At 69.6% G+C, this 26871-nt stretch carries 31 protein-coding genes; 20 read left to right on the top strand and 11 right to left on the bottom strand.

The genetic code is table 11. The features are described 5' to 3' along the window. Positions 1-60: 60 nt before the first annotated feature. The 17 genes from rpmE (at position 61) to ABZ624_RS31290 (ending at position 15219) form a co-directional block, all read left to right on the top strand. A complete protein-coding gene (rpmE, locus tag ABZ624_RS31210) occupies positions 61-282 on the top strand; it encodes a 50S ribosomal protein L31 (protein WP_145867232.1) in 222 nt (73 codons plus the stop codon). Positions 283-389: 107 nt separating this feature from the next. Further along, on the top strand, positions 390-1457 hold the full coding sequence (prfA, locus tag ABZ624_RS31215; protein ID WP_360096377.1) for a peptide chain release factor 1: 1068 nt from the start codon (positions 390-392) through the stop codon (positions 1455-1457). A gap of 51 nt (positions 1458-1508) precedes the next feature. Then, positions 1509-2354: a peptide chain release factor N(5)-glutamine methyltransferase gene (gene prmC / locus ABZ624_RS31220; RefSeq protein ID WP_351238021.1), complete on the top strand. Its 846-nt coding sequence runs from the start codon at positions 1509-1511 to the stop codon at positions 2352-2354. Between the two features lie 50 nt (positions 2355-2404). Next, positions 2405-3052, top strand: a complete 648-nt coding sequence (locus ABZ624_RS31225) for an L-threonylcarbamoyladenylate synthase (protein WP_351238019.1) — start codon at positions 2405-2407, stop codon at positions 3050-3052. Next, a complete protein-coding gene (locus tag ABZ624_RS31230) occupies positions 3049-3729 on the top strand; it encodes a protein-tyrosine-phosphatase (RefSeq protein ID WP_360096380.1) in 681 nt (226 codons plus the stop codon). The genes ABZ624_RS31225 and ABZ624_RS31230 overlap by 4 nt, the downstream gene beginning before the upstream one ends. Positions 3730-3814: 85 nt before the next feature. After that, entirely contained in the window at positions 3815-5053 is a 1239-nt protein-coding gene (glyA, locus tag ABZ624_RS31235; protein WP_360096383.1) for a serine hydroxymethyltransferase, read from the top strand. 152 nt (positions 5054-5205) lie between these two features. Beyond that, positions 5206-6525: an MraY family glycosyltransferase gene (locus tag ABZ624_RS31240; protein WP_360096385.1), complete on the top strand. Its 1320-nt coding sequence runs from the start codon at positions 5206-5208 to the stop codon at positions 6523-6525. A 302-nt stretch (positions 6526-6827) separates the two neighbouring features. Beyond that, positions 6828-7265, top strand: coding sequence for a hypothetical protein (locus tag ABZ624_RS31245; protein ID WP_360096388.1), 438 nt, complete (start codon positions 6828-6830; stop codon positions 7263-7265). A 273-nt stretch (positions 7266-7538) separates the two neighbouring features. Continuing rightward, positions 7539-8309, top strand: coding sequence for a F0F1 ATP synthase subunit A (gene atpB / locus ABZ624_RS31250; RefSeq protein ID WP_360096610.1), 771 nt, complete (start codon positions 7539-7541; stop codon positions 8307-8309). 77 nt (positions 8310-8386) lie between these two features. Further along, positions 8387-8635 (top strand): ATP synthase F0 subunit C, encoded by a 249-nt coding sequence (atpE, locus tag ABZ624_RS31255; RefSeq protein ID WP_023546735.1) that lies wholly within the window; start codon positions 8387-8389, stop codon positions 8633-8635. A 39-nt stretch (positions 8636-8674) separates the two neighbouring features. Then, the gene (locus tag ABZ624_RS31260; RefSeq protein WP_360096391.1) at positions 8675-9226 is read left to right on the top strand and encodes a F0F1 ATP synthase subunit B; all 552 of its coding nucleotides are present in this window, start codon (positions 8675-8677) and stop codon (positions 9224-9226) included. Beyond that, positions 9223-10038, top strand: coding sequence for a F0F1 ATP synthase subunit delta (locus ABZ624_RS31265; RefSeq protein ID WP_360096394.1), 816 nt, complete (start codon positions 9223-9225; stop codon positions 10036-10038). The genes ABZ624_RS31260 and ABZ624_RS31265 overlap by 4 nt, the downstream gene beginning before the upstream one ends. 132 nt (positions 10039-10170) lie before the next feature. Next, a complete protein-coding gene (gene atpA, locus ABZ624_RS31270; protein WP_360096397.1) occupies positions 10171-11763 on the top strand; it encodes a F0F1 ATP synthase subunit alpha in 1593 nt (530 codons plus the stop codon). A 21-nt stretch (positions 11764-11784) separates the two neighbouring features. Next, positions 11785-12702 carry a F0F1 ATP synthase subunit gamma gene (locus tag ABZ624_RS31275; RefSeq protein ID WP_360096400.1) on the top strand — a complete coding sequence of 306 codons (918 nt, stop codon included), beginning with the start codon at positions 11785-11787 and terminating at the stop codon, positions 12700-12702. Continuing rightward, positions 12703-14139, top strand: coding sequence for a F0F1 ATP synthase subunit beta (atpD, locus tag ABZ624_RS31280; RefSeq protein WP_360096403.1), 1437 nt, complete (start codon positions 12703-12705; stop codon positions 14137-14139). It begins immediately after the preceding gene. 113 nt (positions 14140-14252) lie between these two features. Beyond that, positions 14253-14627 (top strand): F0F1 ATP synthase subunit epsilon, encoded by a 375-nt coding sequence (locus tag ABZ624_RS31285; protein ID WP_360096406.1) that lies wholly within the window; start codon positions 14253-14255, stop codon positions 14625-14627. A 145-nt stretch (positions 14628-14772) separates the two neighbouring features. Beyond that, positions 14773-15219: a DUF2550 domain-containing protein gene (locus ABZ624_RS31290; protein WP_360096409.1), complete on the top strand. Its 447-nt coding sequence runs from the start codon at positions 14773-14775 to the stop codon at positions 15217-15219. 32 nt (positions 15220-15251) lie between these two features. On the opposite strand, the gene ABZ624_RS31295 is transcribed toward ABZ624_RS31290, so the two are convergent. The 3 genes from ABZ624_RS31295 to ABZ624_RS31305 all read right to left on the bottom strand — a co-directional run bounded on the left by ABZ624_RS31295 (position 15252) and on the right by ABZ624_RS31305 (position 19013). After that, positions 15252-17072, bottom strand: coding sequence for a glycoside hydrolase family 18 chitinase (locus ABZ624_RS31295; protein ID WP_360096412.1), 1821 nt, complete (start codon positions 17070-17072; stop codon positions 15252-15254). Positions 17073-17196: 124 nt separating this feature from the next. Then, positions 17197-17838, bottom strand: a complete 642-nt coding sequence (locus ABZ624_RS31300; RefSeq protein WP_360096415.1) for a response regulator transcription factor — start codon at positions 17836-17838, stop codon at positions 17197-17199. Continuing rightward, positions 17835-19013 carry a histidine kinase gene (locus ABZ624_RS31305; protein ID WP_360096418.1) on the bottom strand — a complete coding sequence of 393 codons (1179 nt, stop codon included), beginning with the start codon at positions 19011-19013 and terminating at the stop codon, positions 17835-17837. Before ABZ624_RS31305 ends, ABZ624_RS31300 begins: the two co-directional genes overlap by 4 nt. A 150-nt stretch (positions 19014-19163) precedes the next feature. On the opposite strand from ABZ624_RS31305, the gene ABZ624_RS31310 reads away from it, so the two are divergent. Continuing rightward, positions 19164-19697, top strand: a complete 534-nt coding sequence (locus ABZ624_RS31310; protein WP_360096421.1) for a hypothetical protein — start codon at positions 19164-19166, stop codon at positions 19695-19697. On the opposite strand, the gene ABZ624_RS31315 is transcribed toward ABZ624_RS31310, so the two are convergent. The 3 genes from ABZ624_RS31315 to ABZ624_RS31325 are packed head-to-tail and all read right to left on the bottom strand — an operon-like array spanning position 19694 to position 21839. Beyond that, a complete protein-coding gene (locus ABZ624_RS31315) occupies positions 19694-20266 on the bottom strand; it encodes a cob(I)yrinic acid a,c-diamide adenosyltransferase (RefSeq protein ID WP_360096424.1) in 573 nt (190 codons plus the stop codon). The two genes, ABZ624_RS31310 and ABZ624_RS31315, sit on opposite strands and share 4 nt — an antisense overlap. A 13-nt stretch (positions 20267-20279) precedes the next feature. Continuing rightward, a complete protein-coding gene (locus tag ABZ624_RS31320; RefSeq protein ID WP_360096427.1) occupies positions 20280-21029 on the bottom strand; it encodes an ABC transporter permease in 750 nt (249 codons plus the stop codon). Between the two features lie 24 nt (positions 21030-21053). After that, the gene (locus ABZ624_RS31325; protein ID WP_360096430.1) at positions 21054-21839 is read right to left on the bottom strand and encodes an ATP-binding cassette domain-containing protein; all 786 of its coding nucleotides are present in this window, start codon (positions 21837-21839) and stop codon (positions 21054-21056) included. Positions 21840-21918: 79 nt separating this feature from the next. Between ABZ624_RS31325 and ABZ624_RS31330 the strand changes: the two genes are divergently transcribed. Beyond that, positions 21919-22560 (top strand): TetR/AcrR family transcriptional regulator, encoded by a 642-nt coding sequence (locus ABZ624_RS31330; RefSeq protein WP_360096433.1) that lies wholly within the window; start codon positions 21919-21921, stop codon positions 22558-22560. Here the strand turns inward: ABZ624_RS31330 and ABZ624_RS31335 are convergent. The 5 genes from ABZ624_RS31335 to ABZ624_RS31355 are packed head-to-tail and all read right to left on the bottom strand — an operon-like array spanning position 22557 to position 25499. Next, on the bottom strand, positions 22557-22841 hold the full coding sequence (locus tag ABZ624_RS31335) for a DUF397 domain-containing protein (protein ID WP_360096436.1): 285 nt from the start codon (positions 22839-22841) through the stop codon (positions 22557-22559). The genes ABZ624_RS31330 and ABZ624_RS31335 overlap by 4 nt on opposite strands. After that, positions 22823-23665, bottom strand: a complete 843-nt coding sequence (locus ABZ624_RS31340; protein ID WP_360096439.1) for a helix-turn-helix transcriptional regulator — start codon at positions 23663-23665, stop codon at positions 22823-22825. Before ABZ624_RS31340 ends, ABZ624_RS31335 begins: the two co-directional genes overlap by 19 nt. 60 nt (positions 23666-23725) lie before the next feature. Next, positions 23726-24424 carry a hypothetical protein gene (locus ABZ624_RS31345; RefSeq protein ID WP_360096442.1) on the bottom strand — a complete coding sequence of 233 codons (699 nt, stop codon included), beginning with the start codon at positions 24422-24424 and terminating at the stop codon, positions 23726-23728. Positions 24425-24435: 11 nt separating this feature from the next. Beyond that, on the bottom strand, positions 24436-25323 hold the full coding sequence (locus ABZ624_RS31350) for an XRE family transcriptional regulator (RefSeq protein WP_360096445.1): 888 nt from the start codon (positions 25321-25323) through the stop codon (positions 24436-24438). Further along, on the bottom strand, positions 25320-25499 hold the full coding sequence (locus ABZ624_RS31355; protein ID WP_351250135.1) for a hypothetical protein: 180 nt from the start codon (positions 25497-25499) through the stop codon (positions 25320-25322). The genes ABZ624_RS31350 and ABZ624_RS31355 overlap by 4 nt, the downstream gene beginning before the upstream one ends. A 397-nt stretch (positions 25500-25896) precedes the next feature. Here ABZ624_RS31355 and ABZ624_RS31360 point away from each other — a divergent pair, with 397 nt between their 5' ends. Further along, positions 25897-26745 (top strand): 3-hydroxyacyl-CoA dehydrogenase family protein, encoded by an 849-nt coding sequence (locus ABZ624_RS31360; protein WP_360096448.1) that lies wholly within the window; start codon positions 25897-25899, stop codon positions 26743-26745. Positions 26746-26871 lie beyond the last annotated feature (126 nt).

Genomic DNA, 26871 nt, shown 5'->3' on the forward strand with positions numbered 1-26871 from the left:
GTTCACGCTCCCGCACCCCGCGGCAGCGACCCGGCGCCCTCCCGAAACCTAGGAGACACCTTGAAGCGCGACATCCACCCCGAGTACGTCGAGACGCAGGTCAGCTGCACCTGTGGCGCGTCGTTCACCACCCGCAGCACGATCTCCAGCGGCGCCATCCGCGCCGAGGTCTGCTCCGAGTGCCACCCGTTCTACACGGGCAAGCAGAAGATCCTCGACACCGGTGGCCGTGTGGCCCGCTTCGAGGCCCGCTTCGGCAAGGCCGCCGGCTCCAAGAAGTAGCGAGCCCCAATTCGCCGGTCCACGGCCGTACGCCCTACCGAGGCGTGCGCCGGGACCGGCGTTTTTGGTCGCCCGCCAGCCCTTCCCTCGCAGTACAGGAGCCCAAGATGTTCGAGGCCGTCGACGAACTCGTCGCCGAACACGCCGATCTGGAGAAGAAGCTCGCCGACCCGTCGGTCCACGCCGACCAGGCGAACGCGCGCAAGCTGAACAAGCGCTACGCCGAGCTGACCCCGATCGTCGCCACGTACCGCTCCTGGAAGCAGACCGGCGACGACGTCGAGACCGCGCGTGAGTTCGCGGCCGACGACCCCGACTTCGCCGCCGAGGTCAAGGAGCTGGAGAAGCAGCGCGAGGAACTGACGGAGAAGCTGCGCTTCCTGCTGGTCCCGCGCGACCCGAGTGACGACAAGGACGTCATTCTGGAGATCAAGGCGGGCGCGGGCGGCGACGAGTCGGCCCTCTTCGCGGGCGACCTGCTGCGCATGTACCTGCGCTACGCCGAGCGCGTCGGCTGGAAGACGGAGCTCATCGACGCCACCGAGTCCGAGCTGGGCGGCTACAAGGACGTCCAGGTCGCGGTGAAGGCCCGCGGCCAGCTCGAACCCGGCCAGGGCGTGTGGGCGCGGCTGAAGTACGAGGGCGGTGTGCACCGCGTGCAGCGCGTGCCGGCCACCGAGTCCCAGGGCCGTATCCACACCTCCGCCGCCGGTGTCCTCGTGACTCCCGAGGCCGAGGAGGTCGACGTGGAGATCAACCCGAACGACCTGCGGATCGACGTCTACCGGTCCTCCGGGCCGGGCGGCCAGTCCGTCAACACCACCGACTCCGCGGTGCGCATCACGCACCTCCCGACCGGCGTCGTCGCCTCCTGCCAGAACGAGAAGAGCCAGCTGCAGAACAAGGAGCAGGCTCTGCGTATCCTGCGCTCCAGGCTGCTCGCCATCGCGCAGGAGGAGGCCGAGCGGGAGGCCGCCGACGCCCGCCGCAGCCAGGTCCGCACGGTCGACCGCTCCGAGAAGATCCGCACGTACAACTTCCCGGAGAACCGCATCTCGGACCACCGTGTCGGCTTCAAGGCCTACAACCTGGACCAGGTTCTGGACGGCGAGCTCGACGCGGTCATCCAGGCCTGCGTCGACGCCGACTCGGCGGCGAAGCTCGCCGCCGCGTAAGACACGTACGCACGTACGAGCCCAAGTACGAGTACGACACGGAGGACTCGCGTGAACCTGCTGCTCGCGGAGGTGGCCCAGGCCACCCAGCGGCTGGCCGACGCCGGTGTGCCCTCGCCGCGCACCGACGCGGAGGAGCTCGCCGCGTTCGTGCACGGAGTGAAGCGCGGCGAACTGCACTCCGTGAAGGACGCGGACTTCGACGCCCGGTACTGGGAGGTCATCGCCCGGCGTGAGCAGCGCGAGCCGCTGCAGCACATCACCGGCCGGGCCTACTTCCGCTACCTGGAACTCCAGGTCGGGCCGGGCGTCTTCGTGCCCCGGCCGGAGACCGAGTCCGTGGTCGGCTGGGCCATAGACGCCGTACGCGCCATGGACGTCGTCGAGCCGTGCATCGTCGACCTGTGCACCGGCTCCGGCGCCATCGCGCTGGCCCTCGCCCAGGAGGTCCCGCGCTCGCGCGTGCACGCCGTGGAGCTGTCCGAGGACGCCCTGGTGTGGACGCGGAAGAACGTGGCGGGGTCCAGGGTCGACCTGCGCCAGGGGGACGCCCTCACCGCCTTCCCCGACCTCGACGGACAGGTCGACCTGGTCATCTCCAACCCGCCGTACATCCCGCTCACCGAGTGGGAGTACGTCGCCCCCGAGGCCCGTGACTACGACCCGGAGCTGGCGTTGTTCTCCGGAGAGGACGGCCTCGACCTGATCCGGGGCCTGGAACGCACCGCACACCGTCTGCTCCGCCCCGGCGGGGTCGTCGTGATCGAGCACGCCGACACCCAGGGCGGCCAGGTGCCGTGGATCTTCACCGAGGAGCGGGGCTGGGCCGACGCGGCCGACCACCCCGACCTCAACAACCGCCCCCGGTTCGCGACCGCCCGCAAGGCGCTGCCGTGACCGCCCCCATGACTTCGATTCCGCAGTACGTGTACGAGGAGGCCCGCTCAATGGCACGGCGATACGACACCAACGACGCGACCGACCGCGCGACGGGTCTGCGCGAGGCCGCTTCCGCCGTCCGCCGGGGCGAGCTGGTGGTGCTGCCGACCGACACGGTGTACGGCATCGGCGCCGACGCCTTCTCCTCGGAGGCGGTCGCCGACCTGCTCGCCGCCAAGGGCCGGGGCCGCAACATGCCCACCCCTGTCCTCATCGGCTCCCCGAACACCCTGCACGGCCTCGTCACGGACTTCTCCGAGCTGGCCTGGGAACTGGTCGACGCGTTCTGGCCGGGTGCCCTGACGCTGGTCGCCAAGCACCAGCCGTCCCTGCAGTGGGACCTCGGCGACACCCGCGGCACGGTGGCCGTCCGCATGCCCCTGCACCCCGTCGCGATCGAGCTGCTGACCGAGGTCGGCCCGATGGCCGTCTCCTCCGCCAACCTCACCGGCCACCCGGCGCCGGAGGACTGCGACGCCGCGCAGGAGATGCTCGGCGACTCCGTCTCCGTCTACCTGGACGGCGGCCCGACCCCCGGCAACGTCCCGTCCTCCATCGTCGACGTCACCGGCCGGGTGCCGGTGCTGCTGCGCGAGGGCGCGCTGTCGCCGGAGGAGCTGCGGAAGGTCGTACCCGACCTCGAGGTGGCGAATTGACGGCCCCTGACGCGGGGCGTGGCATAGGCGTCGGGGAGCGTGCCGCGGAGATCACGACGACGTTCGTGGGGCTCCCGCGCGACACCTTCCGCATCCTCCACGTCAGCACCGGCAATGTGTGCCGCTCGCCCATCACCGAGCGGCTGACCCGGCATTTCGTCGCGGAGCGGCTCGGTGTGCTCGGCGGCGGGCTGATCGTGGAGAGCGCGGGCACCTGGGGTCACGAGGGCGCCCCGATGGAGGCCAACGCGGAGGCGGTGCTGGCCGAGTTCGGTGCGGACACCTCCGGCTTCTTCGGCCGGGAACTTCTCGACGAGCATGTGATCAAGGCCGACCTGGTGCTGACGGCCACGCGGGACCATCGGGCGCAGGTGATCTCGATGGGGCACTCGGCGGGCCTGCGTACCTTCACCCTGAAGGAGTTCACCCGCCTGGTCCGTGCGATAGACCCGGCCACGCTGCCGCCGCTGGAGGACGGTGTGGTGCTGCGCGCCCGTGCACTGGTGCGGGCGGCCGCCGCGCTCCGCGGGTGGCTGCTCGCACCCACCGCGGAGGCGGACGAGGTGTACGACCCCTACGGCGCCCCGCTGACGTTCTTCCGCTCCGTCGGCGACGAGATACACCAGGCGCTGGACCCCGTGGTGACGGCGCTGACGGGCGTGGCGGCGCGGGCGTAGCAACGACTCGCCGCGGCGGCGCGCGCCCGGCGCACCTCCGCCCTACATTGGGGTTACGTCACCGTCGACCGCCCGGGAGCCCGCCATGTCGGTCACCCATACCCTAGAGACCGACGTCCTGCGGCGGCAGGACCCGGCGATGGCCGAGATCCTGCTCGCGGAACTCGACCGGCAATCGACCACCCTGCAGCTGATCGCCGCCGAGAACTTCTGCTCGCCGGCCGTGCTCGCCGCCCTCGGCTCGCCCCTCGCCAACAAGTACGCCGAGGGCTACCCCGGCGCCCGGCACCACGGCGGCTGCGAGCTCGTCGACGTGGCCGAACGCGCCGCCATCGACCGGGCCAGGGAACTCTTCGGCGCCGACCACGCCAACGTCCAGCCCCACTCGGGCTCCTCGGCCGTCCTGGCCGCCTATGCCGCCCTGCTGCGCCCCGGAGACACCGTCCTGGCCCTCGGACTGCCGTACGGCGGCCACCTCACCCATGGCTCGCCCGCGAACTTCTCCGGGCGCTGGTTCGACTTCGTGGGGTACGGGGTGGACGCCGAGACCGGGCTCGTCGACCACGACCAGGTGCGGCACCTGGCCCGCAACCACCGGCCCAAGGCGATCGTCTGCGGATCCATCGCCTACCCGCGGCACTTCGACTACGCCTTCTTCCGCGAGGTCGCCGACGAGGTCGGGGCCTATCTGATCGCGGACGCCGCGCATCCGATCGGCCTGGTCGCCGGGGGAGCGGCGCCGAACCCGGTGCCGTACGCCGACATCGTGTGCGCGACCACCCACAAGGTGCTGCGCGGGCCGCGCGGCGGGATGATCCTGTGCGGGAGCGAACTGGCCGAGCGCGTCGACCGGGCGGTGTTCCCGTTCACCCAGGGCGGTGCGCAGATGCACACGATCGCCGCGAAGGCCGTCGCGTTCGGCGAGGCGGCAACGCCGGCGTTCGCCGCCTACGCCCATCAGGTGGTCGCCAATGCCCGGGTGCTGGCAGGTCACCTGGCCGCCGAGGGCCTCGCCGTCACCACCGGAGGCACGGACACCCATCTGATCACCGCCGATCCGGCCCCGCTGGGTGTGGACGGCCGTACCGCCCGCGGCCGGCTCGCCGCCGCCGGGATCGTCCTGGACTGCTGTGCGCTGCCGCACGGCGACGGCCGCGGTCTGCGCCTGGGCACGGCCGCGGTGACCACCCAGGGCATGGGGGAGCCGGAGATGGTGCGGATCGCGGCGCTGATGGCGGCCGTGCTGCGCGCCGAGACCGGTCCGGCCACGGTCCGGGACGAGGTGCGCGCCGTCACAGCCGGTTTTCCGCCGTATCCGGGGTGAACGGGGGTAGGCGGGTCCCCGTGGACCCCGATGTGGGCCCTGTTGCACAGCCACACGTGCAACCATCGTGGCTACCCGGAAGTCCCCATCCCTATACGTCCGTCGCTTAGGGTGTGGGGCTGTGATGGCCAGCGAAACCTGTGGGGAAGCCCGTGCGTGAATACCTGCTGACGCTCTGTGTCACGGCCGCGGTGACGTATCTGCTGACAGGGCCGGTACGGAAGTTCGCGATCGTGGCCGGGGCGATGCCGGAGATCCGGGCACGTGACGTGCACCGGGAGCCCACTCCGCGCCTCGGCGGTATCGCCATGTTCTTCGGGCTGTGCGCGGGTCTGCTGGTCGCGGACCACCTGACCAACCTCAACGAGGTCTTCGCGAAGTCGAACGAGCCGCGGGCCCTGCTCTCCGGCGCGGCCCTGATCTGGCTGATCGGCGTCCTGGACGACAAGTTCGAGATCGACGCGCTGATCAAGCTGGGCGGCCAGATGATCGCCGCGGGCGTGATGGTCGTCCAGGGTCTGACGATCCTGTGGCTGCCCATCCCCGGCGTCGGCAATGTCGCGCTGACCCAGTGGCAGGGCACGCTGCTGACCGTCGCGCTCGTCGTCATCACGATCAACGCGGTGAACTTCGTGGACGGCCTGGACGGCCTCGCGGCCGGCATGGTCTGCATCGCGGCGGCCGCGTTCTTCCTGTACGCCTACCGCGTCTGGGTGTCGTACGGCATCGAGGCCGCCGCCCCGGCGACGCTCTTCGCGGCGATCCTGATGGGCATGTGCCTGGGCTTCCTGCCGCACAACATGCACCCCGCGCGGATCTTCATGGGCGACTCCGGCTCGATGCTGATCGGCCTGGTGCTGGCGGCCGGCGCGATCTCGATCACCGGCCAGCTCGACCCGGACGCTCTGAACCTGTACGCGGGTTCGGAGAAGGCGGCGGTACACCAGACCGTGCCGGTCTACATCCCGCTGCTGCTCCCGCTGACGATCATCGCGGTGCCGACCGCCGACCTGGTCCTCGCGATCGTCCGCCGCACCTGGCGCGGGCAGTCGCCGTTCGCCGCGGACCGCGGCCATCTGCACCACCGGCTGCTGGAGATCGGCCACTCGCACAGCCGGGCGGTGCTGATCATGTACTTCTGGTCGGCGCTGATCGCCTTCGGCGCGCTGGCGTACTCGGTGAACTCGGCGTCCATGTGGATCGTGCTCGGCATCGTCTTCCTCAGCGCGGTCGGACTGGTCCTGCTGCTGCTCCCGCGCTTCACGCCGCGGGTGCCCCTCTGGGCGCAGCAGTTCGTGCCGCCGCGCTACCGCCGCCGGCGTGGGGCCGTGGAAGCCGCTGCCGTGGCCATGGAGGCCGGTGAGCCGGAGGCCCGGCAGACCGAGGAACGGGCCCCTGTCACCGCCGGGGTTTCGGGCGTCAACGGGGCGACGGCGATCGGCCCCCGTTCGCGTTTCCTTGATCGCCGGTAAGCCGTTCCGGGTAAGAATCTGACTAGAGCATTGCCAACTCGTGGGGGTACAAAGCCCCTAATACCAGGCAAGTGGGCGCGGTTTCTGCACATACGCGCGCTGTCACTCTCATGTGTGACAGCAAGCACACCTGCGAGGTAAAGACCTCATCAAATAGTTTGTGATACGGTTCACGAGAACCCCGGATAGAGCCGAAGGACCTGAGTGCGACGGTCCATTGGTGTGAGGTCTCGATCACTCAGCCCGGGACTACGCTCGTCCATGACGACACCCTGCCCCCTTGTGAAAGCGGAGTTGCCGCCATGCCGTCCAAAGACGCCCGGAACCTTCTGCAGATCGCTGTGCCCACAGTGGCTGCAGGCGCGATCGCCGTCGCCGTGAGCGCCGCGGTCGCGGGGGGCAAGGGTGCGCTCGGCGCGGCGGTCGGCACGGTGCTGGCCATCCTGTTCATGGGGATCGGCCTCTATGTGCTGCAGTGGACGGCAAAAACGCTCCCGCAGCTGTTCCAGATGATGGGCCTGTTGCTCTACGTCGCCCAGCTGCTGCTCCTCCTGATCTTCGTCGCTGTCTTCAAGGACACCTCTCTCTTCAACGCGAAGACGTTCGCCGTGTCGCTCATCGTCGCGACCGTCGTGTGGATGGCCGCGCAGGCTCGTGCGCACATCAAGGCCAAGATCTTCTACATCGACACGGACTCTGAGAAGAGCGAGAAGCCCCAGAAGACAGGGCCGTCGTCGTGAGGGGTAGGGGCGGGATAAAGGCTTGTGAGATCTCCTGCTATCGTCCGGTGCCAACTGCGGCATCGCGGGCGCGGGCATCCGAGCTGACGCCTGCTCAATGGCGAGGCTCGAAGCCCCCCAGCCGCCCCCACATCCGTAACACCAGTCCGGTGCCGATCCGCGGCCGTGCGCCGCGCCGACACAACGAGGTTGCCGTACCCATGCGTCATGCCGAAGGAGCCCGCGGTGAGTGCTGACCAGACCCAGCTCGCCTTTGACTGGAGTTGTCGGATCATGTCCGACAACGGGTGCGGCTTCCCGGCCCCGGGCCTGCAGTCCTTCCTGTTCAAGCCCCTCGTCACCGTCGGGGGCTTCGAGTTCAACAAGGTGATGCTGCTCGTGCTCATCACCACCCTGCTCATCGTCGGCTTCTTCTGGGCCGCCTTCGGCAAGGCGAAGGTCGTCCCGGGCAAGCTGCAGATGGTCGGCGAGGCCGGCTACGACTTCGTGCGCCGCGGCATCGTGTATGAGACCCTCGGCAAGCGCGAGGGCGAGAAGTACGTCCCGTTCATGGTCTCGCTGTTCTTCTTCGTCTGGATCATGAACGTCTGGTCCGTGATCCCGCTGGCGCAGTTCCCGGTGTCGTCGATCATCGCGTACCCGGCGGTGCTCGCCGCGATCGTCTATATCACCTGGGTCTCGCTGACCTTCAAGAGGCACGGCTTCGTCGGCTTCTTCAAGAACGTGACGGGCTACGACAAGACGCTCGGCGGCGTGCTGCCGCTCGTCATGCTCATCGAGTTCTTCTCGAACCTGCTGGTCCGCCCGTTCACGCACGCGGTGCGACTGTTCGCCAACATGTTCGCCGGTCACCTGATGCTGGTCATGTTCACCGTGGCCTCCTGGTACCTGCTCAACAGCTGGCTGGTCGTGGGCGCCGGCGTCTCCTTCGTGATGACGATGGCCATGATCCTCTTCGAGCTCTTCGTCCAGGCCGTCCAGGCGTACGTCTTCGTGCTGCTGGCCTGCTCCTACATTCAGGGCGCTCTCGCCGAGCACCACTGAGCCGTACCACCTCCGCCAACCCCCAGACGTCCGGTGGCCAACCCCCACCGGTCCATGAAAGAGAAGGAAGAACCGGCATGTCCGCTGCTCTTGAGACCCTCGCCGCCACCGCTGGTGTCCACGGCTCCGTCGGCTCGATCGGTTACGGCCTCGCCGCGATCGGCCCCGGCATCGGCGTCGGCATCATCTTCGGCAACGGCACGCAGGCTCTGGCCCGCCAGCCCGAGGCGGCCGGTCTGATCCGCGCCAACCAGATCCTGGGCTTCGCCTTCTGTGAGGCGCTCGCCCTGATCGGCATCGTTATGCCGTTCGTGTTCGGTAAGTAATCACCCCTTACCCGACACGAATCGACGAAAGGCACTGATGTGATCGCCAACCTGGTTCAGCTGGCGGCCCCCGAGCATGGAGGGAACCCGCTGGTTCCCGAGGGCCCCGAGCTGCTCGTCGGCACCATCGCCTTCGCCATCGTGTTCTTCTTCTTCTGGAAGAAGCTGCTTCCGAACATCAACAAGGTTCTGGAGGAGCGCCGCGCGGCGATCGAAGGCGGTATCGAAGAGGCCGACGCCATGAAGGTGGAGGCCCAGAGCGTCCTTGAGCAGTACAAGGCGCAGCTCGCCGAGGCCCGGCACGAGGCCGCGCGCCTGCGTCAGGAGGCGCAGGAGCAGGGTGCCGCGCTCATCGCCGAGATGCGGGCCGAGGGCCAGCGGCAGCGCGAGGAGATCGTCACCGCCGGTCACGCCCAGATCGAGGCCGACCGCAAGGCCGCCGCGCAGGCACTCCGGCAGGACGTCGGCACGCTCGCCACGGAGCTGGCCGGCAAGCTCGTCGGTGAGTCCCTTGAGGACCACGCCCGGCAGAGCCGTGTGATCGACCGCTTCCTCGACGAGCTCGAGGAGAAGGCCGAGGCCACGCGATGAACGGAGCGAGCCGCGAGGCCCTGGCAGCCGCACGTGAGCGTCTCGACGCGCTGACGGACTCCACGTCCGTCGATGCCGCTTCGCTCGCCGACGAGCTGGCGGCCGTCACCGCGCTGCTCGACCGCGAGGCCGGCCTGCGCCGGGTCCTCACCGACCCGGCGCAGCCCGCAGAGGCCAAGGCGCAGCTGGTGGAGCGTCTGATCGGTGGCCAGGTCGGCGGCGCGACCGCGGACCTGGTGGCCGGGATGGCGCGCTCCCGCTGGTCGCAGTCCCGCGACCTGGTGGACGCGCTGGAGGAGCTGGCGAGCATCGCCGACCTCACCGCCGCGGAGAAGACGGGCACTCTCGACGACGTCGAGGACGAGCTGTTCCGGTTCGGCCGGATCGTCGCCTCGAACACCGAGCTGCGCGCGGCGCTCACCGACCGCGCCGCCGGCGGCCAGGCCAAGACCGAGCTGCTGCACCGGCTGCTGGGCGGACGGGCCAAGCCCGCCACCGAGCGTCTGGTCGCGCGCCTCGTGACCGCGCCGCGGGGACGTAGCCTGGAAGCGGGACTGGAGTCCCTGTCCAAGCTCGCCGCCGACCGCCGGGACCGTCTGGTGGCGATCGTCACCTCGGCGGTGCCGCTGAGCGACCCGCAGAAGCAGCGCCTGGGCGACGCCCTCGCGAAGCTCTACGGCCGCCGGATGCACCTCAACCTGGACGTGGACCCCGACGTGATCGGCGGGATCCGGGTACAGGTCGGTGACGAGGTCATCAACGGCTCGCTCGCGGACCGGCTGGAGGACGCCGCCCGCCGCATGGCGAGCTAGCAGCAACTCGACAACTCGAGAAAAGCAGTACGTACTTACGGCCCTGGTTGGGCCGTGCAGAGGATTCCTGGGGGTCGCCCCCAGACCCCCCAAGTGAAACTTCGGGCCCAACAAGGAGAGCAGGGAACCCAGATGGCGGAGCTCACGATCCGGCCGGAGGAGATCCGGGACGCGCTGGAGAACTTTGTCCAGTCGTACAAGCCGGACGCGGCCTCGCGCGAGGAGGTCGGTACGGTCACCGTCGCCGGCGACGGTATCGCCAAGATCGAGGGTCTGCCCTCGGCCATGGCGAACGAGCTGCTGAAGTTCGAGGACGGCTCCCTCGGTCTCGCGCTGAACCTGGAAGAGCGCGAGATCGGTGCTGTCGTACTCGGCGAGTTCAGCGGCATCGAGGAGGGTCAGCCGGTCACCCGCACCGGTGAGGTCCTCTCCGTCGCGGTCGGCGAGGGCTACCTCGGCCGTGTCGTCGACCCGCTCGGCAACCCGATCGACGGCCTCGGCGAGATCGAGACGTCCGGCCGCCGTGCCCTTGAGCTGCAGGCCCCCACGGTCATGCAGCGCAAGTCGGTGCACGAGCCGATGGAGACCGGCTACAAGGCCGTCGACGCGATGACCCCGATCGGCCGTGGTCAGCGTCAGCTGATCATCGGTGACCGCCAGACCGGCAAGACCGCCCTGGCCGTCGACACGATCATCAACCAGCGCGACAACTGGCGCACCGGCGACCCGAAGAAGCAGGTCCGCTGCATCTACGTCGCCATCGGCCAGAAGGGCTCCACCATCGCCGGCGTGCGCCGCGCGCTGGAGGAGAACGGCGCCCTGGAGTACACGACCATCGTCGCCGCCCCGGCGTCCGACCCGGCCGGCTTCAAGTACCTGGCGCCGTACACCGGTTCGGCCATCGGCCAGCAGTGGATGTACGAGGGCAAGCACGTCCTGATCATCTTCGACGACCTGTCGAAGCAGGCCGACGCCTACCGCGCCGTGTCGCTGCTGCTGCGCCGCCCGCCGGGCCGTGAGGCCTACCCGGGTGACGTCTTCTACCTGCACTCCCGGCTGCTGGAGCGCTGCGCCAAGCTCTCCGACGAGATGGGTGCCGGTTCGATGACCGGTCTGCCGATCGTCGAGACCAAGGCCAACGACGTCTCGGCGTTCATCCCGACCAACGTCATCTCCATCACCGACGGCCAGTGCTTCCTGGAGTCGGACCTGTTCAACGCCGGTCAGCGCCCCGCGCTGAACGTCGGTATCTCCGTCTCCCGAGTCGGTGGTTCCGCGCAGCACAAGGCGATGCGCCAGGTCTCCGGCCGCCTCCGGGTGGACCTCGCCCAGTTCCGCGAGCTGGAGGCGTTCGCCGCCTTCGGTTCCGACCTGGACGCGGCCTCCAAGGCTCAGCTGGAGCGCGGTCAGCGCATGGTCGAGCTGCTGAAGCAGGACCAGTACCAGCCGATGGCCACCGAGGACCAGGTCGTCTCCGTCTGGGCCGGCACCAACGGCCGTATGGACGAGGTCCCGGTCGTCGACATCCGCCGCTTCGAGAAGGAACTGATCGACTTCCTGCACCGGAAGCACCAGGGCCTGATGACCTCCATCAAGGAGGGCGCGAAGATGTCGGACGACACGATCCAGGCGATCGACGACGCAGTGGCCGAGTTCAAGAAGCAGTTCGAGACCTCGGACGGCAAGCTGCTCGGCGAGGACGTTCCTGCCGCTGCCGCCAAGTGACGTAAGGAAGGGACCTGACTCATGGGAGCTCAGCTCCGGGTCTACAAGCGTCGCATCCGATCCGTCAGCGCGACCAAGAAGATCACGAAGGCGATGGAGATGATCGCCGCCTCGCGCGTCGTCAAGGCGCAGCGCAAGGTGGCGGCCTCCACGCCGTACGCGACCGAGCTGACGCGCGCGGTCACGGCGGTCGGCACCGGCTCGAACACCAAGCACCCGCTCACCACGGAGGCGGAGAACCCGACCCGTGCCGCGGTCCTGCTCCTCACGAGCGACCGCGGTCTGGCCGGCGCCTTCAACTCCAACGCCATCAAGACGGCGGAGCAGCTGACCGAGCGCCTGGAGCGCGACGGCAAGCAGGTCGACACGTACATCGTCGGCCGGCGCGGTGTCGCCCACTACAACTTCCGTGAGCGCAAGGTCACGGAGTCGTGGACGGGCTTCACGGACGAGCCGACGTACGCGGACGCCAAGAAGGTCGCGGCGCCCCTGATCGAGGCGATCGAGAAGGACACGGCCGAGGGTGGTGTGGACGAACTCCACATCGTCTTCACCGAGTTCGTCTCGATGATGACGCAGACGGCGCTGGACGCCCGGCTGCTTCCGCTGCGCCTCGAAGAGGTCGCCGAGGAGGCTCACCCCCAGGGGGAGATCCTCCCGCTGTACGACTTCGAGCCCTCGGCGGAGGACGTCCTCGACGCCCTGCTGCCGCGCTATGTGGAGAGCCGCATCTACAACGCGCTGCTCCAGTCGGCCGCTTCGAAGCACGCCGCCACGCGGCGCGCGATGAAGTCGGCCACCGACAACGCGGGCGAGCTGATCAACACGCTCTCCCGGCTTGCCAACGCGGCCCGCCAGGCCGAAATCACCCAGGAAATCAGCGAGATCGTCGGTGGCGCGAGCGCCCTGGCCGACGCGACCGCGGGGAGTGACCGATAAATGACCACCACTGTTGAGACCGCGACGGCTACGGGCCGCGTCGCCCGGGTCATCGGCCCGGTCGTCGACGTGGAGTTCCCCGTCGACGCGATGCCGGAGATCTACAACGCCCTGCACGTCGAGGTCGCCGACCCGGCGAACGCGGGCGAGAAGAAGACGCTGACCCTGGAGGTCGCCCAGCACCTGGGTGACGGCCTGGTCCGCACCATCTCCATGCAGCCCACCGACGGTCTGGTCCGCCAGGCCGCGGTGACCGACACCGGCTCCGCCATCTCCGTCCCCGTCGGTGACTTCACCAAGGGTAAGGTGTTCAACACCCTCGGTGAGGTGCTGAACGTCGACGAGACCTACGACGGCGAGCGCTGGCCGATCCACCGCAAGGCCCCGAACTTCGACGAGCTCGAGTCCAAGACCGAGATGTTCGAGACGGGCGTCAAGGTCATCGACCTGCTCACCCCGTACGTCAAGGGCGGCAAGATCGGCCTGTTCGGCGGCGCCGGCGTCGGCAAGACGGTGCTCATCCAGGAGATGATCTACCGTGTCGCCAACAACCACGACGGTGTCTCCGTGTTCGCCGGTGTCGGTGAGCGCACCCGTGAGGGCAACGACCTGATCGAGGAGATGTCCGACTCGGGCGTCATCGACAAGACCGCGCTGGTCTTCGGTCAGATGGACGAGCCCCCGGGCACCCGTCTGCGCGTCGCGCTGGCCGGCCTGACCATGGCCGAGTACTTCCGTGACGTCCAGAAGCAGGACGTGCTGTTCTTCATCGACAACATCTTCCGCTTCACGCAGGCCGGTTCCGAGGTCTCCACGCTGCTCGGCCGTATGCCCTCCGCGGTGGGTTACCAGCCGAACCTGGCCGACGAGATGGGTCTCCTCCAGGAGCGCATCACCTCGACCCGCGGTCACTCGATCACCTCGATGCAGGCGATCTACGTCCCCGCCGACGACCTGACCGACCCGGCCCCGGCGACCACCTTCGCCCACCTCGACGCGACGACGGTGCTGTCCCGTCCGATCTCCGAGAAGGGCATCTACCCGGCCGTGGACCCGCTGGACTCCACGTCCCGGATCCTGGACCCGCGCTACATCTCCGCGGACCACTACAACGCCGCCATGCGCGTGAAGACGGTCCTGCAGAAGTACAAGGACCTCCAGGACATCATCGCGATCCTCGGTATCGACGAGCTCGGCGAGGAGGACAAGCTCGTCGTCCACCGTGCCCGTCGCGTGGAGCGCTTCCTGTCCCAGAACACCCACGTCGCCAAGCAGTTCACCGGCGTCGACGGGTCGGACGTGCCGCTGGACGAGTCGATCGCCGCGTTCAACGCGATCATCGACGGTGAGTACGACCACTTCCCGGAGCAGGCGTTCTTCATGTGCGGTGGCCTGGAGGACCTCAAGGCCAACGCCAAGGAGCTCGGCGTCTCCTGAACTCGCTGAGTTCGTGTGAGGGGGCGGGGTGCGTCCCGCCCCCTCATCCACGCCCACTAGAATTGACCCCAACACCCGGCAGAACCGCCGGGTGGTGACCCGAGGAGCCACTCTTGGCTGCTGAGCTGCACGTCGAGCTGGTCGCCGCCGACCGCCAGGTCTGGTCTGGTGAGGCCACCCTGGTCGTCGCGCGCACCACGTCCGGCGACATCGGCGTCATGCCCGGTCACCAGCCGCTGCTCGGTGTGCTGGAGTCGGGCCCGGTGACCATCCGGACGAGTGACAATGGAACGGTCGTCGCCGCTGTGCACGGCGGTTTCGTCTCGTTCGCGGACAACAAGCTGTCGCTGCTGGCCGAGATCGCCGAGCTGTCGGACGAGATCGATGTCCAGCGCACGGAGCGGGAGCTGGAGCGCGCGAAGGCGGAGGGCGATGCCGCCGCCGAGCGTCGCGCGGACGTCCGCCTCCGCGCGGCGGCGGCGCGCTGAGTCCAGCGCGCGGTATGACGTCACTCAGCCGCGGCCGGCCCGGAGCAATCCGGTGCCGGTCGCGGCTGAGGTAGATGTGGGTGTTTTTTCCGTTTCATTACGAAGTGACAGAAGCAGTGCCTAGGAGACGAGGAGGTCGGTGCCGGTGATCCTCGCTCTGACTGTGTGCGGGATCGTGGTCGCGCTCGTGGTGGTGGGACTGTTCCTGTTCGGCCTGCGCCGCAGACTCATCCAGCGCTCGGGCGGTACCTTCGACTGTTCCCTGCGCTGGGACGTGGCCGAGAGACCGGACGCCAACGGCAAGGGCTGGTCCTACGGCGTCGCCCGCTACAACGGCGACCGCATCGAGTGGTACCGCGTCTTCTCCTACGCCTTCCGCCCGCGCCGCACGCTGGAGCGCGCGCAGATCGAGGTGGCCGGCCGCCGGCTGCCCGAGGGGGAGGAGGAGCTGGCGCTGCTCTCCGACGCGGTGATCCTCGCCTGTACCCATCGGGGCACGCGCCTCGAACTCGCGATGAGCGAAGACGCGCTGACCGGATTCCTCGCGTGGCTGGAGGCAGCCCCGCCCGGTCAGCGCGTCAACGTCGCTTAGGGACTTTTACAGGTACGGGCCTCTTACAGGCCCTACAGGTTGCTGCTGATGGCGTTCACCAGTTCACCGTTGCTTGTGTCGCCGCTGAACTCCCAGAAGAACGCCCCGCCGAGCCCCTGGGACCTGGCCCAGCTCATCTTCCCGGCGATCGTCGACGGGGTGTCGTACGACCACCAGTTGCTGCCGCAGTGCGCGTACGCCGTGCCCGCGACGGTGCCGGTGACCGGACAGGACGTCTTGAGCACCTTGTAGTCCTCGATGCCCTGCTCGTAGGTACCCGCCGCCGGGCCCGTGGCTGTGCCGCCCGGGGCGTCCTGGGTGACGCCGGTCCAGCCGCGGCCGTAGAGGCCGATGCCGATGAGCAGCTTGGACGCGGGGACGCCGATCGACCTGTACTTGGCGATCGCGTCGGCCGTGTCGAAGCCGGCCTTCGGGATGCCGCTGTACGAGGTGAGCGGGGAGTGCGGGGCGGTCGGGCCCTTGGCGTCCCAGGCGCCGAAGAAGTCGTACGACATCACGTTGTACCAGTCGGCGTACTGGGCGGCACCGGCGTAGTCCGCGGCCTCGATCTTGCCGCCGGAGGAGCCGTCGGCGGTGACCGCGGCGGTGACCAGGGCCTTGGAGCCGAACTTGGCGCGCAGTGCGGCCAGCACGTTCTTGAAGGCCGCCGCCCCGCTGGTGTCGCAGGACAGGCCGCAGGCGTTCGGGTACTCCCAGTCGATGTCGATGCCGTCGAAGACATCGGCCCAGCGCGGGTCCTCGACCAGGTTGTAGCAGGACTGGGCGAACGCGGCCGGGTTGGCGGCGGCCTGGGCGAAGCCGCCGGACCAGGTCCAGCCGCCGAAGGACCACAGCACCTTGAGGTTCGGGTACTTGGCCTTCAGCTCGCGCAGCTGGTTGAAGTTGCCGCGCAGCGGCTGGTCCCAGGTGTCGGCGACGCCGCTGACCGACTGGTCTGCGGTGAAGGCCTTGTCGTAGTCGGCGTAGGAGTCGCCGATCGCGCACTGGCCGTTGGTCACGTTGCCGAAGGCGTAGTTGATGTGCGTGATCTTGGCCGCCGAGCCTGACGTCACCAGGTTCTTGACGTTGTAGTTGCGGCCGTAGATGCCCCACTCGGTGAAGTAGCCGAGCTTGACCTTGTCGCCGGTGGTCGGGGGAGTGGTGGTGCCGCCGGTGGTGTGCACCTTGACCGCGCCGCTGACCGGCCCGGTCTGGTCGGCGGTGTCCCGGGCCTGCACGGTGTAGGAGTAGTCGGTGCCGGCGGTCAGGCCGCTGTCGGTGTACGAGGTGGTCGTCACCGTGCCGACGACCTTGCCGTCGCGCAGGACGTCGTAGTTCTTGACGCCCTTGTCGTCGGTGGCCGCACCCCATGAGAGCTTGACCGAGGTGTCGGTGATGCCGGAGGCGGTCGGGGTGCCGGGCGCCGAGGGCGCGGCGTCACCGGGGGCCGTCGTACCGTCGCAGCTGTCGCCGTTGAGCTTGCAGTTGGAGGGGGAGCCGGGGCCCGAGCCGTTGAAGCCGAAGGAGACCGAGGCGCCGGGGGCGATGGTGCCGTTGTAGGACTTGTTCTTCGCGGTCCAGTGGGTGCCGGAGCTGGTGACGTCCGCGTCCCAGGCCGAGGTGACGGACGTACCCGAGGGGAAGTCCCACTCGACGGTCCAGGAGCTGATGCCGCTGGTGCCGGTGTTCTTGATGGTCCACTGGCCGCCGAAGCCGGTTCCCCAGTCGCTGGTCTTGGTGAAACTCGCCGTCGCGTCGGCCGCGGCCTGGGCGGGGCCGGCGAGACCGACGAGGCCGGCCAGGGGAAGCAGCAGGGTCGCGAGGCCTGCGGCGGCTCTGTGTCTGAAGCGCATGCTGCGCCTCCTCGAATGTGGGGATGTCAGGGGCATGACTGAGCCTTCACGCCCACGGTGCTGCGAGAGTAGAAAGGTCTGGACCACCCGTCAATAGGTCTGGACCACTTCGCCGACCGCAGTGTCAGATCCCCAACTCCTGTGCCAGTACGGCCGCTTGAACCCGACTGCGCAGCTCCAGCTTGGCCAGCAGCCGGCTGACGTGCGTCTTCACCGTCCCCTCCGCCATCTGCAGCCGCTCGGCGATCCCGGCGTTCGACAGCCCCTGGCCGACACAGGACAGCACCTCCCGCTCGCGCCGGGTCAGACCGTCCAGCACGGCCGGATCGGCCTTCGCCTTCCGCACCGGACCGGCCGCGAACTCGGCGATCAGCCGCCGGGTCACCGCCGGCGCGACGATGCCCTCGCCGCGCGCCACCGTCCGCACCGCCTCCAGCAGATCCCGCGCCTCGGCGTTCTTCAGCAGGAACCCCGCCGCCCCGGCCCGCAGCGCCCCGAACACATACTCGTCCAGGTCGAAGGTGGTCAGCACGAGCACGTCCGCGACCCCCTCCGCCACGATCTGCCGGGTCGCCGACACCCCGTCCAGACGCGGCATCTGCACATCCATCAGCACCAGGTCCGGCCGCAGTTCCCGGGCCAGCTCCACCGCCCGCTCCCCGTCCGCCGCCTCCCCGACCACCTCGATGTCGGGCGCGCTGCGCAGGATCAGGACCAGTCCGGCGCGGACGGCGGACTGGTCCTCGGCGACCAGGACATGGATCACGAGGGATCTCCTTCGGTGTCGGTGAGCGGAAGGTTGGCGCGTACGGTCCACCGGCCGGCCTGCGCCCCGGCCGTGAAGCCGCCGCCGAGCAGGTTCGCCCGCTCCCGCATCCCGGTGAGCCCGGAACCCGAGCCGGGCGCGCGCGGGCTGTCACCGGGCCGGTAGGGGCTCGTGACCTCCACGGTCAGGGTGTCCCCGGCCTGCCGCACGGTCACCCGGACCGTCCCCGGCGCCGCGTGCTTGAGCGCGTTGGTCAGCGACTCCTGCACGATCCGGTAGGCCGCCAGCTCCACCGGCGCCGGCACCCGGCCGTGACCGGTGTCGAGGCGCACGTCGAGACCGTTGGCGCGGGCGCCCCTGACCAGGGCGGCGAGGCCGTCGAGGGTCGGTGTGGCGGCCGGCTCCAGGTCACCGCCGGTATCCCGCAGGATGCCGATCAGCCGTCGCATCTCGGCCAGCCCGTCCACGCTGTTCTCCCGGATCACCGCCAGGGCGTCCCGTGAGGTCGCCGGATCGTCGAGGGACAGCGCGGCCGTGGAGTGGATGGCGATCGCGGACAGATGGTTGGCCACCATGTCGTGCAACTCCCGTGCCATGCGCGCCCGTTCGGCGGTGACCGCCTGGGCGCGGTCCATCTCGGCGAGCAGCGCGGTCTGTTCCGCCCGCAGCCGGGCGGCCTCGGCCGCGTCCCGGTGGTCGCGCACCACCCAGCCGGTCGCGGCGGGCGCGAGCGCGACCACGCCGATCCCGACACCGATCAGCAGCGCCTGCGGATCGCGCCACAGGGCGGCCGGTACGACCCCGCCGAGCACCGTCAGCATCCCGGTGACCCAGGGGATGCGGCGGGCGGAGGCCGGGGTGCCGTACACGACGGCCGCGTACATCAGGTCGGTGTACAGCACGACGGTGACCAGGCTGCCCAGGGTCACCGTGTCCAGGGTCAGCGCGAGGGTGCCGACCAGCAGACCGGTGCGGGGCCGGGTGCGGCGCAGTGGCTCGCACGCGGTCGTCACCGCCAGCGGCACCAGCGGGGCCCAGGGCGCCGACCACAGCACGAGCGGGTCCGTGGGCCCACGCGAGTGGAGACCGAGCGACCACAGCAGCAGCCCGCCGAGCAGCCCGCCCACGGCGATCCGCAGGTCGTCACGGTGGGGGCGGGGGAGTGCGAGGGCCATGCCCCCATCCAACACGGCCCACACGCGGCCCGCGTGCGCCCCGGGCAGGGTCCTGCACTGCAACTTTCGCTTACGCGGACTTCGCCCCCGCCGACGATGATCCGCGCCCCGGCCACCGGGAGCCTTGAAGGGTGACGAGGGGAGCGAACCATGGTCGTAGGGTTGATCATCGCCTGTGAGGTGGCGTTCTGGGTGCTGCTGGCGGCCGGACTGGCCTTCCGCTACGGGCTGCGCATGCCCCGCACGGGCCTCGCGCTGCTGCTGTGCGAGCCGCTGCTGGAGGTCGTGCTGTTCGTGGTGACCGCGATCGACCTCAAGCACGGCGCGCAGCCGGACTGGCGGCACGGCCTGGCCGCCGTCTACATCGGCTTCACGGTCGGGCTGGGCCACTCGACGGTCAAGTGGGCCGACGCCCGGGTCGCCCACCGCTTCGCCGGCGGCCCGCCCCCGGTGAAACCGCCCCGCTACGGCACGGCCCGCGCCGTCCACGAATGGAAGGTCGCGGGCCGCTGGATCCTGGCCTCCGTGGTCGCCCTGGCCCTGCTCCAGGCCGCCGTCTGGTACGTCGGCTCCGCCGGCGAGACCGGCTCACTGCGCCAGTGGCAGCTGCGGATGCTGTGGGTGATCGGCATCAACGTGATCATCGCCGGCAGCTACACGCTGTTCCCGAAGCGCGAGGGCTAACGCTCACCGCCGGGCACCCACAGCACGTCGCCCTCCGTCTGGTTCGCGGTGCGCGCCAGGATGAACAGCAGGTCCGACAGCCGGTTGAGGTAGGTCGCGGTGAGCGGGTTCATCGTCTCGCCGTGGACCTCCAGGGCCGTCCAGGTGGAGCGCTCGGCCCGGCGTACGACCGTGCAGGCCTGGTGCAGCAGGGCCGCACCCGGGGTGCCGCCGGGCAGGATGAAGGAGCGGAGCTTCTCCAGCCGCTCGTTGAAGCGGTCGCAGTCCGCCTCCAGCTTGTCGATGTAGAACTGCTCGACCCGCAGCGGCGGGAACTCCGGGTTCTCCGCCACCGGCGTCGACAGGTCCGCACCCACGTCGAACAGGTCGTTCTGGACGCGCGTGAGGACGGCGACGACCTCCGCCTCCAGACCGCCCAGCGCGATCGCGGTGCCGATCACCGCGTTGGCCTCGTTGGCGTCCGCGTAGGCGGAGATCCTGAGGTCCGTCTTGGGCACCCGGCTCATGTCACCGAGGTGGGTGGTGCCCTTGTCGCCGGTCCTGGTGTAGATGCGCGTCAGATTGACCATGTGGCCAGCCTAGTTACGCCCCGGCCGTCCGGAACACCCGTGTGCCCACCGTCACCGTCAGCGCCGTGAAGCCGACGGCGACGAGGACGCCGTAGAGCATGTGCGCGGTCGCGTACTGCCCGACGTACGCGTCGCGCACCGCGTCCACCAGATAGCGGAACGGCACGAAGTGCGACAGCACGTTCAGCCAGGCCGGCGCCAGGGTCATCGGGAGCATCAGGCCGGACAGCAGCATCGACGGCATCGACACCATGTTGATCAGCGGACCGAACTCCTGCGGGGTACGGGCCTTCATTCCGAGCGCGTACGACAGCGAGGCCAGCGACAGCGTGAGCAGCGCGACGAACCCGAAGCCGATCAGGATGCCCGTGACCGGCGCGCGCAGGCCCATCGCCAGCGCGGCCAGCACCAGCAGCACCGCCTGGAAGACGAAGACCGTGGCGTCGCGCAGCACCCGGCCGAGCAGCAGGGCGAGCCGGCTGACCGGCGTCACCCGCATCCGCTCCACCACTCCCTGCCCCTTCTCGATGATGACCGTGAACCCGGCGAACAGGGCGCCGAACAGACCGAGTTGCAGCAGCAGGCCGGGGACCAGTACCTGCCACGAGCTGCCCGTGCCGCCCAGCGGCAGACCGGTGAGCAGCGGCCCGAAGAAGAGCAGATAGAGCAGGGGCGTGAGCACCCCGAAGAGCAGGGCGAAGCGGGAGCGAAGGGACTGGCGGAGGTAGCGGCCGTAGATGAGGGCCGTGTCGTGGAGAAGCATCGTCTTTCGGATCCTTGTACGGCGTTATACGGCGACGGGGGCGGCGTCGGCCGGGGCGGGCCCGCGGCCGGTGACGGCGAGGAAGGTGTCCTGGAGCGAGGCGTCGATCGAGCCGCCGTACCGGAGCTTCAGCGCGCTCGGCGTGCCCTCGGCGGCGACCGTGCCGTTGTCGACGATCACCAGACGGTCGGCGAGGGCGTCGGCCTCGTCCAGGTAGTGCGTGGTCAGGAAGACGGTCGTGCCGTGGTCGTCGCGGAGCCGGCGGACCAGGTCCCACAGGTCGGCGCGGCTGCCCGGGTCGAGGCCGGTGGTCGGCTCGTCCAGGAACAGCACCCTGGGCCGATGGGTGAGCGCCATCGCGATGTCCAGCCGCCGGCGCTGACCGCCGGAGAGGGCCCCGGCCTTGCGGTCCAGGAACCCGGTGAGGTCCAGATCGCGGGCGAGTTCCTCGGCGCGGGCGCTCGCCCCGGCCTTGGTCAGCCGGTACATCCGCCCCTGGGTGACCAGTTCCTCCCGCACGGTGATCTGCGGATCGACCCCGCCGGACTGGGCGACGTACCCGCTCGCCGCGCGTACCCCGGCCGGATCCGTCGCGAGGTCGTGCCCGGCGACGGTGGCGGCGCCGCCGGTCGGCTTCAGCAGGGTGGTGAGCATCCGCAGGGTGGTCGTCTTGCCGGCGCCGTTGGGCCCGAGGAAGCCGAGGATCTCGCCTTCCCGGACGGCGAGGTCGATACCGCGCACGGCCTGGACGGGCCCGGTCTTGGTCTGGAAGGTGCGGGCGAGACCCGCCGCACTGATGACTGCTGTCATGCCCCCAGAAAAACAGAGTCTCTGAAAATTTTCAATCACCCCAAGTTTTCATCGGCTCCAGCGAAGTTAGGATGCGGGCATGGCTGAGGGACTCAGGGAGCGGAAGAAGCGGCAGACCCGGCAGTACATCTCGGATGTCGCCACGGGCCTGTTCGTCGAGCGCGGCTTCGACGCGGTGACGGTCGCGGAGATCGCCGAGGCGGCGAACGTCTCCGTCAACACCGTGTACAACTACTTCCCGGCCAAGGAGGACCTCTTCTTCGACCGCTCGGCCGGCATGGTCGACCGCCTCGCCCGCTGGGTCCGGGGCAGGCCGGAAGGCGAGTCGGCCGCCGCCGCCGTACTGCGCGAGCTGCGCGAGGAGGTGGAGGCGGTCTCCCCCCGGGTCGGCCTGCTCCCCGGCTACGCCGCCTTCATGAAGGTCATCGAGGAGGCCCCGGCCCTGCGCTCCCGCCTCTGGGCCCTCGCCCAGGAGGTCCAGGCCAACCTGGAAGAGGTGCTGCGCGAGGACACCGGCGCATCAGCCGACGACGAGCTGCCCCACCTGATGGCCGGCCAGATCGGCTGGATCCACAGCACGGTCGTCGCGGTCATCGGCCGCGAGATGGTCAAGGGGCGCGACCCGCGCGAGGTGTCCCGGGAGGTGCTGGTGCTGCTGGATGACATCGAGGACCTGTTGAGCGAGAAGGTCCTCGGTTATGCGGTACGGGGCGAGGACTAGCGCAACGCGCCGCTCCTGACGCCCGCGACGAACGACGACCACGGCTCCGCCGCGAAGAGGAGGGCGGGGGCGTCGGGGGTCTTGCTGTCGCGGACGGGGACGGCGGAGGGGATGCTGTCGCAGACTTCGAGGCAGTTGCCGCCGTCGGGGTTGCTGTAGCTGCTCTTGCGCCAGGCGGCGCCGTGCAGGAGATCGGCGGAGACTTCGAGGCACTCGCCGCCGCTGGTGTTGCTGTAGCTGCTCTTGCGCCAGGTCACGCCGCTCAGATCGATGGCTCGCACGGCATTTCCTCCAACATCCGCAGGATGAACTTGCGCGACTCGGCCGGGGGCAGCGCGAGGTCACGCATCGCATCGTACCTACGCTGCAGTTCCTCAACTGAGGCGGTTTCTTCGACAAGTTCGCCACGCAGGTCGTTCTCGGAATAGGCGACCGTACGGCCGTCCGTCAGCCGTAGGAACATGACGGCGGTGTTCATCAGACCATGAGGACCGGCGCTGAACGGCAGCACCTGGAGGGTGATGTTCGGGCGCTCGGCGACGTTCGCCAAGTGCTCCAACTGCTCGCGCCAGGCGGTCACATCGCGCAGCGAAGTGCGCAGCACCGCCTCGGAAAGGATGACTCGGAACAGCGGCGGGTTGTCGCTCTCCAGCAGCTGGCACCGCCCCAATCGTGCCTCGACCTGCTGGTCCAGCTCCTGGCCCTTGATCCAGCCCGCCGCGAGCGCCTCGCGTGCGTACCCGGCCGTCTGGAGCAGACCCGGCGGTGCGCTCACCGCGTAGTGCCAAAGACTCACCGCCTCGGCCTCCAGCAACATGTACCGCCGGTACTGCTCCTTGAACTGTGTCGGATCCCCCACCGCCATCTCCCACATCGCCAACAGCAGCCCAGGCGTGCCGTAAAACTCATCCAGCGCCTCGGCGACCTCCGGACTGCCCAGCGTCTTCCCGCTCTCCAGCTTCATGAAGAGCGACGGATCCCAGCCGACCGCGTCCGCCAGTGCGCGCAGGCTCAAGCCCCGGGCAGTGCGCAGGCGCCGGAGTTCCTCCGCATAGCGCTTCCGGGGCTCCTGGCTGCGCCCTGTGATCACCTTCCGCGCCGGCATGGCACACCCCTCCCCGACTCCGTAGCCGTACGACCACGTAGCGTATCGACCGGCCCGCGCTCACCGTGCCGCTTCTGTGAGAAGCGAGCTGACCCGGTCCGCGAAGCGCGGGCCCGGTACCGGTATCTCGACGCCGGGGTGCCGGGCGTAGCCGCGTCGGACGGCGTGGGCGACGTACGACGTGACGACGTCGGCGCGACGGGGCCGTCGGTGCGTGCCCGGGGCGGTCAGGCCGCTGAGGACCCGCAGCACCGTGGGGACCGACGCGTCGAAGGTGCAACTCACGGGCGCGGACGTGCCGGTCACGGGGATGGTGTCGTGGTCGGTCGTGGCGTCGAGGCCTGTCTGGCCGTACCAGAAGGCAGCCGCGTGGCCCTCGCCGCGCGCGCGATGGTGCAGGGAGAGGCAGTAGGCGGACGGCGCGTGTCCGGCGCCGGCCGCGTACTGCCACCAGAAGCGGGCCCCTTCGTCGATCCCGGCGACGTTCAGGGCGCAGCCGAGCAGCCAGGCGCCCTCCGGTTCGGGGAGTTGGTCGGTGAGGAAGCGGAGCGTGCCGGGGGCGAGCGCGCAGAGGAGGGAGTCGCACAGGGTGCGCAGGTCGCGGATGGCGGCGGGGTCGGCGGGGCGGGCGTCGGCGGCGCCGATGACGCCCTGCCCGTATCCGGGGTAGGCGCTGTCCTCGTAGGGGACGGTGTCGGCGGGGACGTCGGGGCGGTGGTGCAGTCGGGCGCGGGCGAGGAGGGCGTCTATGTCAGGCATGGCGGTAGGGGTCACTCCCGGGAGCCCGTGCGGCGCAGCAGGTCTTCGAGGGCCGCGCGGGCGTGGTGGTCGACGGCGTGGGTGATGGCCGGGCTCAGACCGGTGACGTAGGGGATCGTTTCCTCCAGGCCCAGGCCGCACAGGTGACCCAGCACGACCACGTCCATCTGGTCCTGGGGGAGGCGGGCGATGGCGTCGAAGAGGTCCACCAGGTCGGTCATGACGACGAGACGGCCCGGCACGCTCTCGCTGACCTCCTCGGTGGAGAAGACGGCGGCGCGCAGGTCGGGGCGGCCGTCGCGGTGGGCGGCCCGGGCCAGCACCCGGGACCGCAGCAGGCGCCAGGCGTTGCGCCGGAGGTTCTCGCTGCTCGCGGCCGTGCTCCAGGACAGCCACAGCAGGTCGAAGGTCTCGCCCACCGCCCAGCGGACGCGGTCCTCGGCCAGCAGGAAGGCGCGGGCGTAGGCGGTGTAGGGCGCACGCATCGCCTCGGTGAAGGCCTGGTGGGCCAGGGGCGGGGGCTCCGGGGCGCACGCCACCTGCTCGATGCAGTGGTCGATCCACCCCTGTTCCTTGTGGGCTTCGCGGGCCGCGGCGGTCCACAGGCGGCGCATCGGCGGCACGGGCAGGCCGAGTGCACGGATCACGCTGAACGTGATCTCCCAGGCGGGGTAGTAGCCGTTGCCGCGCAGGAGTTCGCTGATCCGGGTCTTGGAGTAGCCGGAGCGGTGGACGAGTTCGTCCAGGGTCAGGCCGCTGGAGCGGACGCGGTTGCGCACCGGCTCCAGCCAGGCGCGGTGGGACAGGCCCGCGGTCGCGGAGATGGGGGCCGGTTTCCGGCCGCGCCTGCCGCCGGCCTCCGCGGGAGCCGGCCGGTCGGCGCCGGAGGGCGAGGTCATCGGGGCGGCTCCTCCCTCTCGGGACCGGTCAGGGCCTGGACGATCTGCTGCACCAGCAGGCCCAGGGACGGGAGCAAGGTGGCCACGGCGGCGACCTGTCCCAGCACGGTCATCACCGTGCTCCACGTGAGGACCGTCACCAGGACGGCGACGGTCATCACCTTCTTACTCGACATCACGCACTTCGTTTCTGTGAGCAGGACTCACTCCAACTTCCCCTCGAAGGCCCGGTGTTGAAGAACCAGGAGGGGCAGCCAGCATGACCCGGCCGCCGTCCGGCACGCCACGTGATCATGGGGTTACGGAACAATGAGCCCAAGGGCCGGGCCGCGCCACCCGGCGCCACCCTCGGAGCGGCGGGGCGAACGGCGACGATTCAATCCATTGGGGTGAAAAGCCACTTCCGGGTGCGCAGTACCGCAGAGGCGGTCCGGCCGGGCGGCGCATACCGCTGCCGGTGTGATGTCCGTCAAGTGAGACGTGACGCGCGTTACTTACTGCTCACACAGCCGCTCCGGAGCGCTATGGTCCGCCGGAGAAGCAGACTTGGAGCGCGTTCAAAGGGGAGTCGGAGTGGCACGGAAGCTTGCCGTCATCGGGGCCGGGCTGATGGGGTCCGGTATCGCTCAGGTCGCCGCGCAGGCGGGCTGGGACGTCGTCCTGCGTGACGTCACCGACGAGGCGCTCAAGCGTGGCACCGACGGCATCAAGGCGTCGTACGACAAGTTCGTGAGCAAGGGGAAGATGGAGGCGCAGCACGCCGACGCCTCCCTGGCCCGCATCACCGCGACCACCGACCTGGACGCCGCCGCCGACGCGGACATCGTGGTCGAGGCCGTCTTCGAGAAGCTGGAGGTCAAGCACGAGATCTTCCGCGCCCTCGACAAGATCGTGCGCGAGGACACCGTGCTCGCCTCCAACACCTCCGCCATCCCGATCACCAAGATCGCGGCGGCCACCGAGCGCCCCGAGCGGGTCGTCGGCGTCCACTTCTTCTCGCCGGTGCCGATGATGCAGCTCGTCGAGCTGGTCCGCGGCTACAAGACGAGTGACGAAGCCCTCGCCACGGCGCGGGAGTTCGCCGAGTCCGTCGGCAAGACCTGCATCGTCGTCAACCGGGACGTCGCCGGGTTCGTGACGACCCGGCTCATCTCCGCCCTCGTCGTCGAGGCGACCAAGCTCTACGAGTCCGGTGTCGCCACCGCCGAGGACATCGACCTGGCCTGCAAGCTCGGCTTCGGGCACGCCATGGGTCCGCTCGCCACCGCCGACCTCACCGGCGTGGACATCCTGCTGCACGCCACCAGCAACATCTACACCGAGTCCCAGGACGAGAAGTTCGCCCCGCCGGAGCTGATGCGCCGGATGGTGGATGCCGGTGACATCGGCCGCAAGAGCGGGCAGGGCTTCTACACGTACTGAGACCCGCCCGTCGTACGTACGCAGACCCGCCCGTCGTACGTACTGGAGACCCACCCGTACACGCACAACGCCGGACATTCACCCCGGGAACATCACTCCCCGGGGTGAATTCGGTATCGGTTCGCT

The organism is Streptomyces sp. NPDC007205 (genome assembly GCF_040634095.1).
Lineage (GTDB): Bacteria > Actinomycetota > Actinomycetes > Streptomycetales > Streptomycetaceae > Streptomyces.

What these genes read in the sequence shown, in the direction of transcription:
- prfA (WP_360096377.1), top strand. Translation starts at nt 390, where the DNA reads ATGTTCGAGGCCGTCGACGAACTCGTCGCCGAACACGCCGATCTGGAG.
- ABZ624_RS31225 (WP_351238019.1), top strand. Translation starts at nt 2,405, where the DNA reads ATGGCACGGCGATACGACACCAACGACGCGACCGACCGCGCGACGGGT.
- glyA (WP_360096383.1), top strand. Translation starts at nt 3,815, where the DNA reads ATGTCGGTCACCCATACCCTAGAGACCGACGTCCTGCGGCGGCAGGAC.
- ABZ624_RS31245 (WP_360096388.1), top strand. Translation starts at nt 6,828, where the DNA reads ATGCCGTCCAAAGACGCCCGGAACCTTCTGCAGATCGCTGTGCCCACA.
- atpB (WP_360096610.1), top strand. Translation starts at nt 7,539, where the DNA reads ATGTCCGACAACGGGTGCGGCTTCCCGGCCCCGGGCCTGCAGTCCTTC.
- atpE (WP_023546735.1), top strand. Translation starts at nt 8,387, where the DNA reads ATGTCCGCTGCTCTTGAGACCCTCGCCGCCACCGCTGGTGTCCACGGC.
- ABZ624_RS31265 (WP_360096394.1), top strand. Translation starts at nt 9,223, where the DNA reads ATGAACGGAGCGAGCCGCGAGGCCCTGGCAGCCGCACGTGAGCGTCTC.
- atpA (WP_360096397.1), top strand. Translation starts at nt 10,171, where the DNA reads ATGGCGGAGCTCACGATCCGGCCGGAGGAGATCCGGGACGCGCTGGAG.
- ABZ624_RS31275 (WP_360096400.1), top strand. Translation starts at nt 11,785, where the DNA reads ATGGGAGCTCAGCTCCGGGTCTACAAGCGTCGCATCCGATCCGTCAGC.
- atpD (WP_360096403.1), top strand. Translation starts at nt 12,703, where the DNA reads ATGACCACCACTGTTGAGACCGCGACGGCTACGGGCCGCGTCGCCCGG.
- ABZ624_RS31295 (WP_360096412.1), bottom strand. Translation starts at nt 17,072, where the DNA reads ATGCGCTTCAGACACAGAGCCGCCGCAGGCCTCGCGACCCTGCTGCTT.
- ABZ624_RS31305 (WP_360096418.1), bottom strand. Translation starts at nt 19,013, where the DNA reads ATGGCCCTCGCACTCCCCCGCCCCCACCGTGACGACCTGCGGATCGCC.
- ABZ624_RS31310 (WP_360096421.1), top strand. Translation starts at nt 19,164, where the DNA reads ATGGTCGTAGGGTTGATCATCGCCTGTGAGGTGGCGTTCTGGGTGCTG.
- ABZ624_RS31315 (WP_360096424.1), bottom strand. Translation starts at nt 20,266, where the DNA reads ATGGTCAATCTGACGCGCATCTACACCAGGACCGGCGACAAGGGCACC.
- ABZ624_RS31320 (WP_360096427.1), bottom strand. Translation starts at nt 21,029, where the DNA reads ATGCTTCTCCACGACACGGCCCTCATCTACGGCCGCTACCTCCGCCAG.
- ABZ624_RS31325 (WP_360096430.1), bottom strand. Translation starts at nt 21,839, where the DNA reads ATGACAGCAGTCATCAGTGCGGCGGGTCTCGCCCGCACCTTCCAGACC.
- ABZ624_RS31330 (WP_360096433.1), top strand. Translation starts at nt 21,919, where the DNA reads ATGGCTGAGGGACTCAGGGAGCGGAAGAAGCGGCAGACCCGGCAGTAC.
- ABZ624_RS31340 (WP_360096439.1), bottom strand. Translation starts at nt 23,665, where the DNA reads ATGCCGGCGCGGAAGGTGATCACAGGGCGCAGCCAGGAGCCCCGGAAG.
- ABZ624_RS31345 (WP_360096442.1), bottom strand. Translation starts at nt 24,424, where the DNA reads ATGCCTGACATAGACGCCCTCCTCGCCCGCGCCCGACTGCACCACCGC.
- ABZ624_RS31350 (WP_360096445.1), bottom strand. Translation starts at nt 25,323, where the DNA reads ATGACCTCGCCCTCCGGCGCCGACCGGCCGGCTCCCGCGGAGGCCGGC.
- ABZ624_RS31355 (WP_351250135.1), bottom strand. Translation starts at nt 25,499, where the DNA reads ATGTCGAGTAAGAAGGTGATGACCGTCGCCGTCCTGGTGACGGTCCTC.